This window comes from Nitrosomonas sp. Is79A3, from assembly GCF_000219585.1.
Lineage (GTDB): Bacteria > Pseudomonadota > Gammaproteobacteria > Burkholderiales > Nitrosomonadaceae > Nitrosomonas.
The window spans coordinates 472,984-491,486 of sequence record NC_015731.1 but is presented as its reverse complement, the minus strand read 5'-3'; the positions used below and the strand labels follow the sequence as shown (position 1 = coordinate 491,486).

Annotated in this window: 15 protein-coding genes; 6 read left to right on the top strand and 9 right to left on the bottom strand. The window is 45.3% G+C overall.

Going from position 1 to position 18,503, the window contains the following annotated elements; translation table 11 throughout:
• Nucleotides 1-4: 4 nt before the first annotated feature.
• The 8 genes from gap to def all read right to left on the bottom strand — a co-directional run bounded on the left by gap (nucleotide 5) and on the right by def (nucleotide 10,292).
• Nucleotides 5-1,003, bottom strand: coding sequence for a type I glyceraldehyde-3-phosphate dehydrogenase (gene gap / locus NIT79A3_RS02230; protein WP_013964639.1), 999 nt, complete (start codon nucleotides 1,001-1,003; stop codon nucleotides 5-7).
• Nucleotides 1,004-1,082: 79 nt separating this feature from the next.
• A complete protein-coding gene (gene tkt / locus NIT79A3_RS02225) occupies nucleotides 1,083-3,098 on the bottom strand; it encodes a transketolase (RefSeq protein ID WP_013964638.1) in 2,016 nt (671 codons plus the stop codon).
• A gap of 141 nt (nucleotides 3,099-3,239) precedes the next feature.
• On the bottom strand, nucleotides 3,240-4,502 hold the full coding sequence (locus NIT79A3_RS02220) for a sigma-54 dependent transcriptional regulator (protein ID WP_013964637.1): 1,263 nt from the start codon (nucleotides 4,500-4,502) through the stop codon (nucleotides 3,240-3,242).
• Nucleotides 4,503-4,650: 148 nt separating this feature from the next.
• The gene (locus NIT79A3_RS02215; RefSeq protein WP_013964636.1) at nucleotides 4,651-6,828 is read right to left on the bottom strand and encodes an ATP-binding protein; all 2,178 of its coding nucleotides are present in this window, start codon (nucleotides 6,826-6,828) and stop codon (nucleotides 4,651-4,653) included.
• A complete protein-coding gene (locus tag NIT79A3_RS02210; protein ID WP_013964635.1) occupies nucleotides 6,828-7,427 on the bottom strand; it encodes a DUF4390 domain-containing protein in 600 nt (199 codons plus the stop codon). Before NIT79A3_RS02210 ends, NIT79A3_RS02215 begins: the two co-directional genes overlap by 1 nt.
• 7 nt (nucleotides 7,428-7,434) lie before the next feature.
• Entirely contained in the window at nucleotides 7,435-8,712 is a 1,278-nt protein-coding gene (gene rsmB, locus NIT79A3_RS02205) for a 16S rRNA (cytosine(967)-C(5))-methyltransferase RsmB (RefSeq protein WP_013964634.1), read from the bottom strand.
• Complete coding sequence (gene fmt, locus NIT79A3_RS02200; RefSeq protein WP_013964633.1) at nucleotides 8,705-9,664, bottom strand: methionyl-tRNA formyltransferase; 960 nt, start codon at nucleotides 9,662-9,664, stop codon at nucleotides 8,705-8,707. The genes rsmB and fmt overlap by 8 nt, the downstream gene beginning before the upstream one ends.
• Nucleotides 9,665-9,788: 124 nt before the next feature.
• Nucleotides 9,789-10,292 carry a peptide deformylase gene (gene def, locus NIT79A3_RS02195; protein ID WP_041360077.1) on the bottom strand — a complete coding sequence of 168 codons (504 nt, stop codon included), beginning with the start codon at nucleotides 10,290-10,292 and terminating at the stop codon, nucleotides 9,789-9,791.
• A gap of 107 nt (nucleotides 10,293-10,399) precedes the next feature.
• Between def and NIT79A3_RS02190 the strand changes: the two genes are divergently transcribed.
• From NIT79A3_RS02190 to NIT79A3_RS02175, 4 genes are all read left to right on the top strand, one after another.
• Nucleotides 10,400-11,434 carry a LysM peptidoglycan-binding domain-containing protein gene (locus tag NIT79A3_RS02190; RefSeq protein WP_013964631.1) on the top strand — a complete coding sequence of 345 codons (1,035 nt, stop codon included), beginning with the start codon at nucleotides 10,400-10,402 and terminating at the stop codon, nucleotides 11,432-11,434.
• 18 nt (nucleotides 11,435-11,452) lie between these two features.
• Nucleotides 11,453-12,553 carry a DNA-processing protein DprA gene (gene dprA, locus NIT79A3_RS02185; protein ID WP_013964630.1) on the top strand — a complete coding sequence of 367 codons (1,101 nt, stop codon included), beginning with the start codon at nucleotides 11,453-11,455 and terminating at the stop codon, nucleotides 12,551-12,553.
• 64 nt (nucleotides 12,554-12,617) lie between these two features.
• A complete protein-coding gene (locus NIT79A3_RS02180; protein ID WP_041360075.1) occupies nucleotides 12,618-13,076 on the top strand; it encodes a DUF494 domain-containing protein in 459 nt (152 codons plus the stop codon).
• A gap of 164 nt (nucleotides 13,077-13,240) precedes the next feature.
• The gene (locus tag NIT79A3_RS02175; protein ID WP_013964628.1) at nucleotides 13,241-15,751 is read left to right on the top strand and encodes a DNA topoisomerase III; all 2,511 of its coding nucleotides are present in this window, start codon (nucleotides 13,241-13,243) and stop codon (nucleotides 15,749-15,751) included.
• A 116-nt stretch (nucleotides 15,752-15,867) separates the two neighbouring features.
• Here the strand turns inward: NIT79A3_RS02175 and NIT79A3_RS02170 are convergent, their stop codons facing one another.
• Nucleotides 15,868-16,116, bottom strand: coding sequence for a hypothetical protein (locus NIT79A3_RS02170; protein WP_013964627.1), 249 nt, complete (start codon nucleotides 16,114-16,116; stop codon nucleotides 15,868-15,870).
• Nucleotides 16,117-16,410: 294 nt separating this feature from the next.
• Between NIT79A3_RS02170 and aroA the strand changes: the two genes are divergently transcribed.
• Both aroA and cmk read left to right on the top strand, forming a co-directional pair.
• The gene (gene aroA / locus NIT79A3_RS02165; RefSeq protein ID WP_041360472.1) at nucleotides 16,411-17,727 is read left to right on the top strand and encodes a 3-phosphoshikimate 1-carboxyvinyltransferase; all 1,317 of its coding nucleotides are present in this window, start codon (nucleotides 16,411-16,413) and stop codon (nucleotides 17,725-17,727) included.
• A 20-nt stretch (nucleotides 17,728-17,747) separates the two neighbouring features.
• Complete coding sequence (cmk, locus tag NIT79A3_RS02160) at nucleotides 17,748-18,437, top strand: (d)CMP kinase (RefSeq protein ID WP_013964625.1); 690 nt, start codon at nucleotides 17,748-17,750, stop codon at nucleotides 18,435-18,437.
• Nucleotides 18,438-18,503: the final 66 nt, after the last annotated feature.

The window sequence follows — 18,503 nt, the reverse complement described above, 5'->3', positions numbered from 1 at the left end:
AAAACTACTTGGCAACAGTACGAACCATCTCCAGCACTTTGGTGGAATAACCCCATTCGTTGTCATACCAGGCAACTACTTTCACAAAGCTTTTATCTAAAGCCATGCCTGCTTCGGCATCAAAAATGGATGTACAGCTTTCACCGCGGAAATCGGTGGATACCACTTTCTGGTCGGTGTATCCCAGCACGCCCTTCATTGAACCTTCGGAAGCATCCTTCATCGCTTTACAAATTTCCTCATAAGATGCATCTTTTTCCAGCTCAACCGTCAAATCCACAACAGATACATCTGACGTTGGAACACGGAAAGCCATACCGGTCAGTTTTTTATTCAGCTCAGGAATCACAACGCCCACTGCTTTAGCAGCACCTGTTGAAGATGGAATAATATTTTCCAGAATTCCGCGGCCACCACGCCAATCTTTGTTGGACGGGCCATCCACAGTTTTTTGTGTCGCTGTTGCGGCATGAACCGTCGTCATAAGTCCGCGCTTAATGCCCCATTTATCATTCAGCACCTTGGCTATCGGCGCCAAGCAGTTCGTGGTACAGGAGGCATTGGAAATAATGCTCTCACCTTTATAAGATTTATCATTCACGCCAAAGACAAACATTGGTGTATCATCTTTGGAAGGCGCCGACATAATGACTTTCTTGGCACCTGCTACCAAATGTTTTTCACAGGTTTCTTTGGTCAGAAACAGGCCAGTCGACTCAACCACAACTTCAGCACCCACTTCATTCCATTTCAGCTCAGCAGGATCTTTAATTGCCGTCAGTCGAATTCTTTTACCATTGACAACCAGCGTATTCCCATCAATTGCGATATCGCCCTGGAAACGGCCATGTACCGAATCATGTTTTAACATATAAGCCAGATAATCCGGCTCTAACAAATCATTAATGGCAACCACTTCGATATCAGGAAAATTCTGTATTGCGGAGCGAAAAACCATACGCCCGATTCGACCAAACCCATTAATACCAACCTTAATTGTCATACCGAAACTCCTTAAATAAGAAACTTTTTGCTTTCAGGTAAATACACAATTCACCCAACTGCTTTAATCATAAATTGAATTAGAGAATGCCTTTTACTGTCTTGACCACGTTCTCGACGGTAAAGCCAAAATGCTTGAATAGAACATCTGCAGGCGCTGACTCACCAAAGGTATCCATACCCACCACAGCACCATCCAGTCCGACGTACTTACGCCAGAAATCTGTCACACCCGCCTCTATGGCAACTCGCTTAACGCCTTTTGTCAAGACACTGTCCTTGTAAGATGGTTCCTGACGATCAAATACATTCGTGCATGGCATGGATACAATACGCACATGAATACCCTCTTCCGCCAATGCTTTTTGTGCATTCACGGCCAGTCCAATCTCTGAGCCTGTTGCAATTAGAATAGCATGCGCTTTCCCATTGCCCGCTTCAGATAATACATAACCACCTTTATCAATTAATTTGATCGTAGCTGCATCCCGTTTCTGGAACGGCAAATTCTGGCGGCTGAAAATCAAGATTGAAGGGCCATCCTTGCGTTCGATGGCACGCGCCCAAGAAACTGTTGATTCAACAGTATCACAGGGCCGCCATACATCCATGTTAGGGATATAACGCAATGTGGCTGTTTGCTCTACCGGTTGATGTGTCGGACCATCCTCACCCAGGCCAATGGAATCATGAGTAAACACGAAGATATTGCGAATTTTCATCAATGCAGCCATGCGCAGTGCGTTACGGGCATACTCAGAAAACATCAAAAATGTGGCGCCATAAGGAATCAAACCGCCATGTAACGACAATCCGTTCATCATGGCACTCATGCCAAACTCACGCACACCATAGTAAACATAATTACCGCCGTTTTTCTGGCTAATTCCCTTAGAACCTGACCATAAAGTCAAGTTAGATCCGGCCAGATCCGCAGAACCGCCAATCAACTCGGGTAGAATTGGCGCCAGGCCTTCGATCGCGTTTTGTGAGGCTTTGCGGCTGGCAATCGTCTCTGCTTTCGCATTCACCTGATTGATAACGCTATCGACATGACTACGCCAGTTTGCTGGCAAATCTCCCGTCATACGACGGTTAAATTCAGCGGCTTCAGCTGGATGTTTCTCTGCGTATTCAGCAAATTTCTGGTTCCATTCAGTTTCAAGCTTTTGGCCTTTCGTTCTTGCATCCCAAGCACTGTAAACTTCTTGTGGTATTTCAAAAGGCGGATGATGCCAGCCAATGTGCGGACGAGTAGCCGCAATTTCTGCATCACCCAATGCGGCGCCATGTACCGAATGGGTATTGGCCATATTCGGTGAGCCCAATCCAATGACCGTTTTGCAGCAAATCATTGATGGCTTGTTATTTACCTGTTTAGCAGCTTCAATCGCTGCTTCAATCGCTTCCGGATCATGCCCGTTGACATTGGGCACAACATGCCAGCCATAAGACTCAAACCGCTTCGGCGTATCGTCGGTAAACCAGCCTTCCACGTGACCATCAATGGAAATACCATTATCATCGTAAAAACAGATTAGTTTGCCCAAACCCAAAGTACCCGCCAAAGAACAAGCTTCGTGCGAAATGCCTTCCATCAAGCAGCCATCACCCAAGAAAACATAAGTATAGTGATCCACAATATTATAGCCAGGACGGTTAAATTCAGCAGCCAGAACTTTTTCTGCCAGCGCCATGCCTACCGCATTGGTAATACCCTGACCTAATGGACCTGTTGTGGTTTCTACGCCCGGGGTATAGCCATATTCCGGATGCCCTGGTGTCTTTGAATGAAACTGACGGAAGCGTTTGATTTCTTCCATTGGCAAATCGTAGCCCGTCAAATGCAATAAGGCATAGATCAACATCGACCCGTGTCCATTGGAAAGAATAAACCGGTCACGGTCGACCCACTCCGGATTGCCAGGATTATGACGCAGATGATGGATCCACAGCACTTCAGCAATTTCAGCCATACCCATCGGCATACCGGGGTGGCCAGAATTGGCTTTTTGCACGGCATCCATAGCCAACGCGCGAATCGCACTGGTCAAATCTTTAAACACCGGCGCGTCAAAATCCTTAAATGTACCCATCGATACTAACTCCCCTATATTTTCAACAAATAGAAATGGCCGGTCTGCATATTCATATGCTATGCATCGGCGGAAAAGTTAGTATTATCTATTATTTTGCGCACAAAACCAATCCAGTAGCAGCAAAATTTTCTTACAGAATCAGTTTCCCCGCAATTTAATTCCCAATAATTTTATTTTCCGATACAGATGTGTACGCTCCAATCCAGCCCTGTCAGCCACACGCGTCATATTGCCACTTTCTTGATCGATCAGCCTTTCGAAGTATGTTTTTTCAAACAAATCACGTGCTTCACGTAGTGAAAGATCCAGCGGAATTTCAGGAGTAACAGATGTGGAAGCCGATTCTGGAAAAACCATGGCCTGTTGGACGGCTTCAGCAGAAATCTCATCACCGGTACATGTCAATGCCAAAGAATGCACGACACCTGTCAACTGTGTAAGATTACCTGGCCAATCATAATTCCGTAAGCAATTAAGCGCCGCAGTACTGAACTGCAAGACTGATGAAGCCTCCCCCGATTCAACAAAACGCGATAAAATTTGACTGGCCAAATCAGGAATGTCCTCCCGGTGCGCTCTCAATGCCGGAATACCTATACTTAAGCTGCTCAGCGCTTCGTATAATTTGGGATGATAAACACCTTGCGCCGTTAACTCTGCCAGGGGCTGAGATGTCGCACAAATCAACCGTACGTTATATTTATCCAGCTTGCTCAACAATAACAGCAAACCTTTTTGCGCTAATTTGCTGATTTCACCCACATCCTTGAGAAATAACAGACCGTCACGCGCAAGCTCGAGTAAATCCAGTGGCGATTCAGCCAGCGACGTCAATGTCTCTGGTTCCACCCATGGTGTATTTTGGCGATGCATAAAACGCGCACATATCTCCGCACCGGCACCCGGCTCTCCCATCAGCAGCAAAGGCGTTTTCAGATTTGCGACTTGCTCTAATCTTTTCCTGAGATCTGCGATCAGAGCACCTTTACCCAAACTGGCGAGAGAAAGTGTTGATTGCTGTTTATTTTGCCCCCCTCGCAAGGCCTTACTGACAGTACTTAGCAGCTTTTGCAGCGGTATTGGTTTCTCCAAATAGCCAAATGCACCAATACGTGTCGCTTCGACTGCTGTATCGATAGTGCCATGCCCAGACATCATGATCACCGGCATTGTCAGCATTCCGTTACTCGCCCAATCTTTCAGCAGTGTAATACCATCGGTATCAGGCATCCAGATATCCAGCAACACCAGATCCGGGCGCGTTTGACTTCGCCAGATCCGCGCTTGTTCAGCATTTTCTGCCAGCGCCACACGATAGCCTTCATCACGCAAAATTTCAGAAAGCAATTCGCGTATGCCAATTTCGTCATCAACAACAAGTATTGTATTGTTTGTTATCATTTAGAATTCTCTCTACTAACGAAATCTAATCAGCTTATCTACAACTGTCAAATTTCATGATCATCTATGGATTCCAAGTTTTTTGATAGACGAGTGCCCGAATATGAAAGATTTTATTCATCTTTTCTGTAATCACTGATTCATTAATTCAACTTAACACCAGTTTGTTATTCCCCGCAGAGATATTCTTCTCTACCGTTGGCAGGATAATTGAAATTTGAGCGCCACGGGGCTTAATATTTTCAATATGGATCAAGCCTTCATGCTCCTCAACAATTTTCTTGACGATGGGTAACCCCAATCCGGTTCCTTTCGATTTGGTTGTGACATAAGGTTCAAAAACCCGCGATCTGATCTCGTCTGAAAAACCGCAGCCATTATCACGCACACTCAGCTGCACCCCCCCATGCACCATCTCGGTTCTTACTTCGATTACAGGCTCTGATGTATCTATCAATGCATCTTGCGCATTCTGCAATAAATTATGCAGCACCTGACGCAACTGTGCAGCATCACCTCTGACTACCGGCAAATCGTCTGCCAATGTCGGCTTGATTTGTATGTGTTTACTATTATCAGTTGTCATACTTGCTGTTTCGTAAAGTGACAATACTTCGCGCACCAATCGATTAAAATCCAGTTGACGCAATTCCAATTCAGGAACACGCGCATATTGATTGAATTCATTAACCATCCTTTTTAGCGCTTCGACCTGATTGACAATCGTCTCTGTCGAACGACGCAGAATTCTTGCATCTTCCTCGTCCAGTTTATTGATCAACTTATGTTGCACCCGTTCAGCAGAGAGTTGAATCGGCGTCAACGGGTTTTTAATTTCATGCGCGAGCCGGCGCGCAACTTCACCCCAGGCAACTGCACGCTGCACTTGCAATAAATTAGTAATATCGTCAAAGACCACCACCCCGCCGCCACCCGATATCTTGGGCAAACGTGTTCCCCGTAACAGCAAGACTTGATTATTACCATCTCCTGAACGCGTTAATTGGCGCTGCCAAACACCAGTTTCTCCTGAGTTAAAACCTTCCCTGATCTCAGTAACCAAAGTATTCAGTTGCGGTTCATTACTCACACAGCCTTCGATGATTGAACCATCCAGGCTGATCATAGGGATCTGCAGTATTTGCTCGGCACTACGGTTTGCCTTGGATAAAACCAATTGATCGTCAAACACCAATACACCGGATGAAAGATTTGCCAGAATACTTTCCAGATGCGCACGCGCGCTCTCCACTTCCTGCTGGTTATGCTGTGCTGTCGCTTGCGCTTCCTCCAGTTGTTGCGTCATCAAATTAAAAGATTCCGTCAACACACCCAGTTCATCGCTACTCTGGACCAAATGACGGCGGCTGTAATCGCCTTGCGCAATAGCGCGCGTACCTTCCGCCAGCATACCAAGCGGGGCGCTCAATTTCTCGCTGAGCAATGAAGCGGCTGCCAATGCTGAAAACAATGACAAAAGCAATGCCAGTGTCAATGTAACACTATACAGCCGGGTTAATCCCTGACGGGACAAAGAGAGCTCCTGATAATCCTGATATCCTGCCTGCACTCGTTCGGCATCTTTTGCCAATTGCACAGGAACCGGCTGCAAAAGCTGAAGCACCCGGATATCTTCTTTCAGACTCAATACATTGACAGGCGCAACTACGCGCAAATACAAACCCTTATCTGCAACGGATTCAACCGCGCTGTAGGCTTTTTGAATTCTTATGTGCCGCATCACGATCGCATTGGGCATTTCAGGAAATAATGCCAAATTACTTTCACTGGAAAATGCAATAACTTTACCATCCTGGTTAAACAGAGTTGCTTCTTCAATTTGCGATTGCAACAATAATTCATTGAGCACTAGTAACGGTTGGCTGGAAGGCTCAGACAACATCAACGCAGTGGCTTGTGCTTTCTTTCGCAATTCTCCCAGCAAGTTTTCAAGCATGGTTTGCCCTAGACTCAAGCCACCCTCCAACGCACGGTCCACTTTAACATCAAACCAGGATTCAATACTCTTCTCAAGAAATTGCACAGATACGGCATAAACCAAAACACCAGGAAGAATCGCCATCAGTGAGAAAACCAGCATTAAGCGTAATGCCAGTCTGGATCCGAACACACCCGACTTAAGCCGGCGCCGGAATCGCCACAGCAAAAATCCCACGATAACCATGAGAAATAATACGAAAGCAATGTTGATACCCAGCAATAACCGGTACTTTCGTTCAAAAAACTCAGTATTGGCACCCGCTGTAGCCAGTAAAAAAAGCATCACCGCTCCCACTCCGGCACCAATAATGAGCACATACTTCATTATTGGCCTTTCATCTGGAACGGCTGCTCTGGTGTTGGTAACTTCATACGCCATTCCAGTTTGTCTGAGCTCAGATCCCATTTGCTGGAACCCAATGCTTCAACCTGGAATGGTTTAGGCATACGTGTCAAATCAAGCCAGATACGCAGTGACGCGATATAATCAACATCATGTTTTAAATCAGATTTGACAGTCAAGGGATAATCACGCAATTGACCCAGAGCCTGCAATGCTTCCGTTAACGTATTAAAACTTTGCGAGAATGAGGGGTGGTTCAAATGATATTGGCGCGTCAATGCGTAATATCTTAACCCAACTCTTAATTTACCACGCGCAACTTCGTCGTTAAGCCAATACCAACGCGAATCTACCAAACTGAATTTGGTTACAAAGTACAAAACAATACTTTTTTCAAGCGCTTGTTCCAAAGTGGCATTGAGAGCAATATCAGAATCAATACTGATTTCATATCCTTGCCCAACTGCTGCCATACTGACAGACTTTATCTGAATACCCTCTGCTTGCGCAACCACGACCGGCAACAACGTAATCAACAGCAAAAAAATCAGATTGGCAAGAGATGACTGTACACGCCACATATTTTGGCTAGTTTTTTTGCAACAGTGTATAAAAGAAACCATCATGTTGAGTATCTGGTAACAATTGTCCATCTACCATTGCTGCCCCAGAAAGTGGTAGTGGACATGCATCAGGATGATGTTTAAGAAATTTCTCTATCTGCATCGTATTTTCTTCGGCAAAGATCGAGCAAGTTACATAAAGTAACTTACCATCCCTGCTTAAAATTTTCCACAATGCATTCAGAATTGCCTGTTGACTTGCTGCGAATTTGACCAGATCACTTTCACGCCGCAACCATTTAATATCTGGGTGCCGGCATACTACACCAGATGCAGAACAAGGTACATCAGCCAATATACGATCATACGACTGACCGTCCCACCATTCATCGGGATGCGAGGCATCTCCGCACAACAGACGTTCTGCTGTCACATTCAAGCGCGCAAGATTCTGCTGAACTTGAGCAAGCCTTGCTGAATCATTGTCCAGTACCGTCAGCGAAATATCGGCCAATTCCAGCAAATGCGTGCTTTTCCCTCCGGGTGCCGCACAAGCATCCAATACACGCATGCCGTCATGCACATCCAGAAACGTCGCAGCAAACTGAGCTCCTGCGTCTTGCACGGTTACCAGACCTTCTGCAAAACCAGGCAAGCTTTCCACCATAACCGGCTGACTCAGTTGCAGTGCGCCAGAATCTAGCAATTCTGTATGCATCGTTTTCTCTGCCAACAGCTTACGGTAAGTTTCCACGCTGATCTTACGTTGATTGACCCGCAAAGTCATCGGAGGACGTTTGTTGTCTGCCTCCAATATGGCTTGAAAGTTTTGCGGGTATTGCCAGCGCAATTTATCAATCCACCATTGCGGATGCGAATAACGTCCGACCTCATTTTCAGCAGCTTTCCTCAATAAGCTATCACGCTGCCGGATAAAACTGCGCAATACCGCATTCACCAGTCCCTGCATACCTTTACCATGCACAAAAGATCGCGAGGCCGAAACAGCCTGATCAACCACTGTGTGCGGCAATGCTTTACTGTATTGCAGTTGATATAAGCTGACTAAGAGTAGATGATGCAGGCTCTTGTCACGTAGTGATTTTTTCAGCAGCAAACCAAGAGTTGCTTCCAATTGCCCATAAAATCGCAATACACCATAACTCAAATCCTGAATGGCACCTCTTTGCTGTCGCGATAACGCGGGGTCTGCGCGCCAAACTTCCTGCAATACTCCCGTCAAACTTGCTCCGGCCAGCACCTTACTGATTACAGAAGCCGCAACAAGCTGGGTTTTAATCATGCTTTGAAGTGGAATGTTTCACTGCAGAAAAATTTTCACCTGGCTGTAAATTATTCCCCGCCAGAAAATCTGCACTACTCAATTTCTTGCCGCCGGGTTTTTGCACTATTTCAACTTGTAACATATTAGAACCACAGGCCACAGTAATGCCTTCACGATCTACTGAGATAATTTCCCCTGGTTTACCTGCTGCTCTCCCTGCAACTACTTTTGCTTGCCAAATCTTCAATGCAAGATCCCGAAAATAAGTATAAGCACCTGGATTTGGATTAAACGTCCGTACAACACGGTCAATTTGCTCGGCACTTTGTTGCCAATCAATTTCTGCTTCAGTTTTCTTTATTTTGGCGGCATAGCAAGCCAGTGTCTCATCCTGCACTATGGGAACAAGTCTTCCCTGCTGCAGCAGCACCAGAGCCTCAACGATACTCTGTGCACCGAGCAGACCCAACTTGTCATGCAATGATTGCGTAGTATCATCCGGTGCGATCGCTATGCTACGCTTTAATAAAATGGCACCTGTATCCAACCCTGCATCCATTTGCATGATGGTAATACCGGTTTCATGATCACCCGCCAGAATAGCCCGTTGAATCGGCGCAGCCCCGCGCCAACGCGGCAATAACGAAGCGTGAATATTCATACAGCCCAAGCGAGGAATTTTTAACACAGTTTCAGGTAAAATCAAGCCGTAAGCCGCCACAATCATCACATCTGCGGACAATGCCAGCAATTGCGTTTGTATTTCGGCAGATTTAAGCGTTAATGGCTGTAACAGCGCAAGATCCTGTTGTTGGGCAAGCAACTTAACCGCACTGGCGGCCGTTTTCATTCCTCTGCCAGCAGGACGGTCCGGCTGCGTCAACACCAGGACAATCTCATGATCTGCCTTGAGTAATGCATCCAGTGCAGTCGCAGCAAAAATGGGAGTTCCAGCGAAAATGATTCTCATCCTAGGCGCATCGTTCTTTCATTTGTTTGGATTCCAGGAATTCAATGCCATTGACAGAAGAAAACCATTAATCCGGGGAATTTCGGGGAACAAACTACATCACATTTTCATAAAAGCACAATTTTTACATGGCACTTCGCTGTTTTTTCTTTAATCTCGCCAGGGTGCGTGCCTGCTTAAGCCGTGACCAGTACTCAACAAACACTTTTCCGGCCAAGTGATCCATTTCATGTTGAATACACACCGCCAGCAATCCATCGGCATTCAGAACAAAAGATTCCCCTTCCGTATTCAAGGCTCTTACCGCAATAGATTCGGCACGCTGTACTTTTCCATAGATACCTGGAACTGACAAGCAACCTTCCTCATAATCAGATAGGCCATTACTGGCTATAATTTCAGGATTGATCAAAACAAGCAATTGATCATGCGTTTCAGAAGTATCGATAACAATCACACGTTCATGCACATCCACTTGCGTCGCTGCCAGCCCTATCCCAGGTGCAGCATACATCGTTTCAGCCAAATCTTTTATCAGCAAGCGGATTTTGTCCGTGACTTGCGCTACCGGAGCCGCTACAGTATGCAGCCTCTCATCCGGGTATTGTAATATTTTTAGAATAGCCATGAAAAATTTGTTTAGTTTAATAAACTCAATATCGCAATTAGACCGTATCATTAGATAATCATTCTCTAAGCTTTTATAACTACAATTACCTATCATTGGGATCGTTCATGCGAAAGCCTATTATAGCTATGATTTTATTCCTGAGCCTGCTTTCTGTTACGCAAGTCAAAGCTGAGAACATTATACTGCGAGGCGACACACCCGATCACCATGTGGTTGTACCCGGCGATACTCTGTGGGGAATTGCCTCCCGGTTTCTTAAAGACCCATGGCGCTGGCCTGAAATCTGGGGACTCAACCGCGAACAAGTGAAGAATCCGCACAAAATCTACCCTGGTGATATTGTAATTTTGGAAAAGACACCTTATGGCAGTCGATTGCGGCTTGCAGAAGATGACGGCGGTATAAAAACAGTCAAACTATCGCCTAAAATACGTACAGAACAATCGAGTACTGCAGCGATCCCCAGCATACCGGCATCAACCATCGAGCCTTTTCTAAGTCAGCCGTTAGTCATTGAAAAAGATGGCCTTGCCGATGCACCGTATATACTGGGCTCCAGTGAAGGCCGGGTTGTTTTAAGTACAGATAATACGGTTTATGTCAGTGGATTACCTAAAGACAAAGGCACAACATGGCAAATCTTCCGCCCTGGCAAGGCGCTGAAAGATCCTGACCAAGAAGGCCTGATCCTCGGCTATGAGGCAACCTACCTGGGAGATGCCAGGGCGAATGTTTTTGCTGATGTCAGCACGGTAACCATCACGCGCGCTACGGAAGAAATTCTCAAAGGCGACCGTCTGGTTCCCGCCCCTGAAACCCTATTTAATAACTACGCACCCCATGCACCGGAATTTTCGATTAACGGGCGAATCATTTCTGTCTACGGCGGCGTCACTGAAATTGGCAGAGGCGACATCGTCACGCTGAATAAAGGCGAACTGGATGGCGTGGAAATGGGGCATGTGCTTGCTATCTATCGAAAAAGCCAGGCTAAGTCCCTTAAAGGAGAGATGGTACAATTACCGGATGAAAGAACCGGATTGGTATTTGTATTTCGTGTTTTTGATAAAATATCCTATGCACTTGTCGTACAAAGCACACACTCCATAAAAATCCTGGATGCCGTTAAAACACCCTAAAATTAATGCTGCACATTCATGAAACACGCACCGGATATTGAATCTTGGTTGAATCTTAATCTCATTGACGGCCTAGGCGGCGAATCCATCCGCAGGCTTTTAATTGCTTTTGGCAGTCCTTCGGCAATACTTTCAACACCTATCACCGCTCTCGAACGCATTGTAAAAAACTCAATTGCCAAACGCATTAAGCAAGGCGCTGATCGCAATAAAATTTCTGGTGCGCTTAAATGGCTGGAAGATCCCGCCAATGCCGTCATTACTCTGGCTGATTCGGATTACCCAACGCAACTGCTGAACATTGCCGATCCGCCTCCCTTACTTTATTTCAAAGGGCAGCGGGAACTATTGCGGAAACCCGCACTGGCAGTCGTTGGCAGCCGCAATGCCACACCGCAAGGCTTATCCAATGCAGAGGCCTTCTCCGAAGCAGCCAGCAATGCCGGATTCTGCATCATCAGTGGTATGGCATTAGGTATCGATACAGCGGCTCATCAAGGAGGTTTGCGCGGCGCAGCTGCCAGTATCGCTGTTATCGGCACTGGTTTGGATATTGTTTATCCAGCCAAGAATCATCTTTTAGCGCATAAACTGGCGAAAGAAGGCGCGCTAATTTCCGAGTTTCCTCTCGGCACACCCGCCATCGGAACGAATTTCCCGCGCAGGAATCGTATTATTAGTGGCATGAGTCAAGGTTGTCTGGTAGTAGAGGCTGCATTACAAAGCGGATCGCTGATCACGGCACGCCAGGCATTAGAACAAGGGCGAGAAGTGATGGCGATCCCCGGCTCTATTCATTCACCACTCTCAAAAGGCTGCCATGCACTGATTAAGCAAGGTGCGAAACTGGTAGAAAACACACAAGATATTTTAGATGAATTAAATTATTTTCCATTAATCAGCAATGAAAATCTCGACAAAAGAAAAGAATTTGCTACCGGACAATCAACTGAAAATACCGTATTACTCAAACACCTAGGCTATGATGCCGTAGATATTAATACGCTATGCGCCCGTAGTGGCTTGACGGCTGAAGTTGTATCAGCCATGCTATTAACGCTTGAGCTTGACGGCCAGGTCAGCAGTTTGCCGGGGGGATGTTATCAGAGAATTCAATAACATCGGTTAAGATCAACCAGAAATGCCGGTCTGCACACATACTTGCAACTTATTAAACTCAATTATGTTCGATATACTCGTTTATTTATTTGAAAATTATTTTGACTCAGGAAGTTATCCTGACTCTGCTACTCTGACTCGCAAACTCTCTATGGCCGGATTCGCAGATGAAGATATTAACGAGACACTGAACTGGCTCTCAGAGCTCGCACGCCACGATATCGGCAATTACCCTGCAAGCTTTGCAGAAAACGATTCTTTCCGCTGTTTTACAGAGTATGAAATGGAAAAGATTGATACCGAGGGCCGGGGATTCATTTTCTTTCTGGAGCAGGCTGGCATCATTAACCCGTTACAAAGGGAACTGTTGATTGACCGTGTGTTGACAATGGATGAAGATTCCTCCAGCCTTGAAAAAATCAAACTGATTGTTTTAACAGAGTTGTGGATCCAGAATCAGCTTACTGACGATGCCATACTTGAGAAATTGTTGATTGTCAGCGATTCTCATTACCGGCATTAAGACCAATCACAATCTTTATTTAGTCATAACGGACGAGCGCTTGGCGTGCGTATGTCCAATACACTCATCATATATGCTTGCAACCCCAATTCAAAATAAACACTCAGCCATAACAAACATGCCTAATTTCACATCAGCGATCAGTGGCTTTTCCCGGGAAATTCATGAGTAAATCTCTGATTATTGCTGAGAAACCTTCTGTTGCAGCAGATATCGCAAGGGTATTGGGTAACTTTACCAAACACACTGATTACTTCGAAAACGACCAGTATGTCGTATCTTCGGCAGTAGGTCATTTGCTCGAATTGGCCATTCCGGAAGAATATGAAGTAAAACGCGGCAAATGGAGTTTTGCAAATCTGCCGGTTATTCCGCCGCATTTTGATTTGAATCCAATTGAGAAAACCTCCTCACGTTTAAAATTACTCAGCAAACTTATCAAGCGTAAAGATATAGATACTCTTATCAATGCATGTGATGCAGGACGTGAAGGTGAGCTCATTTTTTATTATATCCTGCGCCATGTCGGCACCAATAAACCGGTCAAACGCCTTTGGTTGCAATCCATGACTCCCGATGCAATCCGGGAAGGGTTTACTAAATTACTGGATAACTCAGAAGTACAATCTCTGGCTGAAGCCGCAGTCAGCCGCTCAGAGTCAGATTGGCTGGTCGGAATTAATGGTACGCGCGCCATGACTGCCTTTAATTCCCAGGAAGGGGGTTTTCATAAAACCACTGTTGGACGGGTACAGACACCTACATTAGCAATTCTTGTCGAGCGTGAAGAAAAAATCAAAAAATTCCGTCCTCAGGATTATTGGGAAATTCATGCTACGTTTGCAGCCAGCAATGGCAACTATAATGGTAAGTGGTTTGATGAAAAATTCAGCAAGGATAAGGTCAATCAAGAATTAAAGCCTGAAAGGCTCTGGGAACAGAAGAAAGCCGAGGTCATTCGTGACAAATGCCAGGGAAAGCCCGGTCAAGTCAATGAAGAAAGCAAACCAAGCAAAGAAATCTGTCCATTGCTTTATGATCTGACCAGCTTACAGCGAGAGGCCAATAGCCGCTTTGGCTTTTCTGCCAAAACAACACTCGGGCTGGCTCAGGCATTATATGAAAAACATAAAGTATTGACTTACCCGCGAACGGATTCACGTGCACTTCCGGAAGACTATATCGCCACCGTTAAAGATACTGTACAAAGCCTGGGAAATACGGATTATGGAAAATTTGCCCAACAGATCCTGGCTTCAAACTGGGTAATTCCAAACAAACGTATTTTCAACAATGCTAAGATTTCAGATCACTTTGCCATTATTCCCACTTCATTAAATCCGGCCAAATTAAACGAAGCCGAAGCAAAAATATATGATCTGGTTACCAAACGTTTTTTGGCTATTTTCTTTCCCGCCGCCGAATTTCTGATTACCACCCGCATTACCCGGGTTGAAAACGAACCTTTTAGAACCGAAGGGAAAGTCATGGTTAATCCGGGTTGGCAGGCGGTATATGGCAAGTCAGCCAAATTGGATGATCTGGAAGATGATACAACACTCGCCGCAATCACCCCAGGTGAATCGGTTATCACAGAAGAAATTAACGTGATCGCTAATCAAACTCGTCCGCCCGCAAGATTTAATGAAGCGACATTACTTTCTGCCATGGAAGGCGCAGGGAAACTCGTTGAAGATGAAGAGTTGCGTGCAGCCATGAGTGCAAAAGGTTTGGGCACGCCAGCAACACGCGCAGCCATCATCGAGGGTCTGGTGTTTGAAAATTATCTACAACGTGTAGGACGCGAGCTTCACCCGACTGCCAAAGCTTTTTCGTTAATCACATTATTACGTGGCCTTAAGATTCCAGAACTTATTTCACCCGAATTAACAGGTAACTGGGAATTTCAGTTACGTCAGATTGAGCAAGGTCACCTAAAACGCACCGCGTTCATGGAAAAAATCGCCGCAATGACAAGCCATATTGTGGAGCAAGCCAAAACTCACCGCGGGGAAACCATTGCGGGAGATTTCTCCTTACTTAAATCCCCCTGCCCCAAATGTGGTGGTATCGTGCATGAAACCTATAAAAAATTCCAGTGCCAAAAATGTGACTTTGCACTCTGGAAAATTCTGGCCGGACGTCAATTTGAGATTGATGAAATGGAAACTTTGATTACCCAGCGCGAAGTAGGGCCACTTCAAGGTTTCCGGAGCAAAATGGGGCAGTCGTTTAATGCCATCATCAAGCTTACTGACACTTATGAAATGAAATTTGATTTCGGCAATAACGACGAGAATCATGAAGAAGTCGACTTCAGCAATCAAGTCGCCTTGGGAAAATGCCCAAAATGCAATCATGCAGTTTATGAACATGGCCTGCAGTATGTATGTGAGAAATCCGTCGGAGCAACTCGCACATGCAATTTTAAAACAGGAAAAATTATCCTTACACGCCCGATAGAGCGCGAACAGATTACCAAATTACTTGAAACCGGAAAAACAGACCTGCTCACAAAATTCATTTCCAAAAAAGGCAGACCTTTTTCAGCTTACTTGGTCAGAAATGCTGACGGAAAAATAGGATTTGAGTTTGAGCAGAAAGCTCCCAAGAAAACAACTGAAACAAAAACAAAACAGTCTAAAGGCAAAACAGCGAGCAAAGCCGCTTCGTAGCAAAATAACCAAGTGTTTTTCTTTTGCCGGGAAACTTACAAGCGTGCTCCACAGGAAAGACATTCGGGCATCGTTTGATCACTCCGAATGTCCATTTTTACCAATAAGTTCAGAGATCACGAAGCATAAAAGTTGAGAACGTACTTAATTACCCCTCCGGACCCCATAATAATCATGATGAGCCCTCCCACAATGGCAGTGCCCTCTAAAATGATAGAAGTGAATGCCCGTGCTGTGTTTTCAAATTCTTCTTCACCTAAAACATTTCTGCGTTTTTCTCTGCGATTTTTTACCCATAACTGCAACCAGATAGCCACAGGAATAGTCAGTAAAGAAAACATTAAAGCAATTTCTGCATCTTCCATTAAATCAACCTCTTATTTTTTAAAAATAGTACGAAAATCTTACTGCACCAATTTACTCCAGCATTAGATAGCAAATAGCTCTTAAAAGTGCTTTAAGCTCATAATGTATTCTTGCGCTAGCAAATTTACTGCAATAGATTACCCTAAACAAGATAGTTAAATAAAGATTTTTCCAAATTTAGCGGATTAACTCAAGAAACTCCAGCCGGATCCAACACTCCCAGAGATCAATAAAATTACGCTCTGAGTGTTTTTATGGGATATCATCTCACAATTTTTACTACTGCATACATCATGGAATGGCTTGATCTCCCGTTTGCTAAAAATGCTCAGGGCATTGTACAACTACCTGGATCAAAAAGTATCTCCAATCGAATTCTCCTGCTAGCTGCATTGGCCGAAGGTACCACACAGATTCATGATTTATTGGCTTCTGATGATACCGCACGTATGCTGGATGCACTTACCAAACTGGGTGTTTCAGTCACACAGACAGGTAAAAACGCTTACTGCATCACCGGAGAAAGAGGAACCTTTCCCGTTACAAATGCTGATTTATTTCTCGGCAATGCCGGCACTGCATTCCGGCCTTTAGTTGCCGTGTTGTCTTTAATGCAAGGGCATTACCGGTTATCCGGCGTGTCGCGCATGCATGAGCGGCCCATTGCAGATCTGGTCGATGCATTACGCCAATTTGGCTCAAATATCACTTACTTGGGCAATCCCGGTTTTCCACCCCTGGAAATCAAACCGGCCGATTCACGTATAAAAAGTGACACCATTTCTGTTTCCGTAAAAGGCGATGTTTCCAGTCAATTTCTAACTGGATTGCTGATGGCGCTGCCACTCAGCGGAAAAGATTCCTTCATCAATGTATCCGGTACTTTAATCTCGCAACCCTATATCGAATTAACGCTTGCACAAATGCAGTGCTTTGGTGTGCGCGTCGAACACATCAATTGGCAGAAATTTATGATACCGGCACGCCAGGATTATTATAGCCCAGGCCATATCAGCATTGAAGGTGATGCCTCCTCAGCCTCCTATTTTCTGGCAGCTGGGGCTATTGGGCATGGCCCGGTACGTGTCCAGGGAGTCGGTCGAGACAGTGCGCAAGGTGATATTCGTTTTGCTGCTGCATTGGAAATGATGGGGGCACACATCTCCATGGGGGAAAACTGGATTGAAGCAAGCAGCGCAGAAGCCAATCGCTCCGGAAAATTTCTGCATGGCATCGATCTGGATTGCAACCATATTCCGGATGCCGCCATGACGCTTGCAGTCACCGCATTATTCGCAGAAGGCACTACCACGCTCCGCAATATTGCCAGCTGGCGCTTGAAAGAAACCGATCGCCTTGCGGCCATGTCAAATGAATTGCGCAAATTAGGCGCAACTGTTGAAGAGGCCGTGGATTATTTGCGCATCACTCCTCCTGTCCATGGTTTGACTCCACATGCAGCAATTGATACTTATGATGACCACCGCATGGCCATGTGCTTTGCACTGGCGTCTTTAGGAGTACCGGTGCGCATCAATGACCCCGATTGTGTCGCAAAAACATTCCCCGATTATTTTGAAATTTTTTCACAAATCGCCCATCCTGAATAACCGGATAACAAGACTGTTTAATGGATACTTATAAAATTCCAGTTATCGCCATAGATGGCCCATCAGCATCCGGCAAAGGCACCATTGCCCAATTGGTCGCTAAAAAGCTCGGCTTCCATTACCTCGACAGTGGCGCGCTGTATCGTCTGGTTGCTTTGAAAACAATGCAGTCGCACACTAACATTCACAATACTGATCAACTCGCCGAAATCGCCAGAAACCTGAATGTAGTGTTTAAGAATGAAGATATTTATTTAGATGGCACAATTGTCACTGACGCTATCCGGGCAGAGCAATGCGGCCTCTTGGCTTCACAAATAGCTGCCCATCCACAGGTTCGTGAAGCGCTAACCGATCGCCAGCGTGCATTCTGTCAGCCACCCGGATTGGTTACGGATGGCCGTGACATGGGGTCCGTTATCTTTCCCGATGCCATTCTCAAAATATTTTTAACTGCTAGCGCGGAAGTTCGCGCACAAAGAAGATATAAGCAGTTGAAAGAGAAAGGAATAAATGCTAATATCTCAGACTTATTGCAGGATATCAAGAAACGTGATGAACGCGATAGCAATCGCAGCATAGCGCCCTTGCAACAGGGTGCTGATGCACAACTGCTTGATACGACTTCACTTACCATATCCCAGGCACAAGATGCCGTTCTCTCCTGGTATAATATAATCTCTGCAAAAAACCCGCGTTTGGATAAGTAATAACAGCATTCTTTATCTTCTGTCTTTAAAGAAGATAAAATAAGTTTATTATTCAAACATTTTATT